The 1,808-nt window shown below is 73.4% G+C and carries 1 protein-coding gene; it reads left to right on the top strand.

Annotated elements, in window-relative coordinates; all coding sequences use genetic code 11:
* Positions 1–1,732: BglG family transcription antiterminator (locus DW299_RS00640; RefSeq protein ID WP_136035274.1), on the top strand; the 1,732-nt coding region annotated here is incomplete at its 5' end.
* Between the last annotated feature and the right edge of the window lie 76 nt (positions 1,733–1,808).

Consider the following 1,808-nt stretch of genomic DNA (forward strand, 5'->3'; position numbering starts at 1 on the left):
GGGCGCCCGGGGCGCGCAACGGGTGCGCCAGGGCCGCGAGGCCACGCCCCGCGACCGGTTGCACGCGCTCGTGCGCATGCTGCTCGACGCGCCGGAGGGCGTCGACGTGTTCGACGCCGCCGACGAGCTGCACGTGAGCGAGGCCACCCTGGAGGCCGACCTCGTGCGCGTGCGCGGTCTGCTCGACGGCACCGACCTCACCCTCGACCGCTCGCGCGAGATCGTGCGGCTGCGTGGCGACGAGGCGGCCCAGCGGCGGCTGCTCAGCCGGCTCGCGCACGACGAGATGGACGACGCGTCCTTCCACCCGGAGGTGTTCCGCCGCGCGCTGTCCGGCACGGCGGTCGATCCGCGGGCGGTCGCGCCCTTCAAGTCGGCCCTGGTGGGGGAGCTCGGACAGCTCGGCTACTACGTCAACGAGCTCGCGATCGCCGACGTGCTGCTGCACATCGCGATCGCCGCGGAGCGGGTGGCCGCCGGGCGGTCACTCGACACGCCGCCGACCGGGGCCAGGCCCGAGATCCCTCGCGTCGGCGCCGTGATCGCGCGTCTCGCCGCCGAGCACTTCGGCGTGATGCTCGGCGAGGGCGACAGCGCCCACCTCGCGTCCCTCGTGCTCACACGCATCGTGGCGCCGGGCGGCGACGAGACCCGCGAGGTCGCGCGCAGCGGAGTGGCGCCGGAGGTCGACGCGGCCGTGCGGGCCGAGATCGCCAGGGCCGCGGACGACTTCCAGGTCGACCTGGTCGACGAGACGTTCGTGCTGCGGCTCGCGCTGCACGTGCAGAACCTGCGGCGACGGGCGGAGGAGAGCGCCCTCACGCGCAACCCGCTCACGCGGTCGCTCAAGACCACGTATCCGATGATCTTCGAGGTGGCGGTGTCGATCGCGAGCGGGCTGCACGACCGCCTCGGCACCCCCGTCCACGACGACGAGATCGCCTACATCGCGATGCACGTCGGCGGGCGTCTCGAGCGCAGCCGCAAGGCCGAGTCGATCCTCACGGCGACGATCGTGTGCCCCGGCTATTACGAGCTGCACGAGCTGCTGCGGTCGAGCGTCGACCGCTCCCTCGGCTCCGCGATCGAGGTCACGAGCGTCGTCACGAACGTCGACCCCGACTGGGCGTCGTTCGACACCGACCTGGTGCTCAGCACGATCGAGCCCGGCTCACCCGGTGAGCGGTTCGTGCGCATCCAGCCGTTCCTCACCGACGCCGACGTCGACCGCGTGCAGCAGGCCGCGGCCCGCGTCCGCCGCGGCCGGCGTCTCACGCGGCTGCGGGCCGAGCTGGCGCGCTACTTCCTGCCCGACGCCTACGTCTTCCCGCTGCCCGATGCGGGGGAGGAGGAGATCATCCGGCTCCTCGGCGCGCGGCTGGTGGCGGCCGGACTGATCGGCGACGACTACGTGGAGAACACGATCGTGCGCGAACGCCTGTCGTCCACGGCGTTCACCGACGCGCTCGCCGTGCCGCACGCGCTGCAGATGACGGCCACCCGCACCGCGATCGCGATCGGGGTCGCCGAGGGGTCCGCGGCCTGGGGCGATGCCCGCGTGCAGGTCGTCGCGCTCGCCGCGTTCAGCGAGGGCGACCGCGCGGCCTTCCAGACCGTGTTCGAGCAGCTCGTCGAGGTGTTCAGCGAGCGCGACAGCGTGCAGCGCATCGTGCGGCGCGGCACCACGTTCGAGGCGTTCCTCGACGAGCTGGTGGCGGTGATCGACGGCTGAGCTCAGCCCCGCGGTGCGAGCACGTCGGCGAGCCGGTCCAGCAGCGTCTCCGCGGCGGGGGATGCCGCCGTCTCCA

The organism is Microbacterium sp. K35 (assembly GCF_004794375.1).
Classification (GTDB): Bacteria; Actinomycetota; Actinomycetes; order Actinomycetales; family Microbacteriaceae; genus Microbacterium; species Microbacterium sufflavum.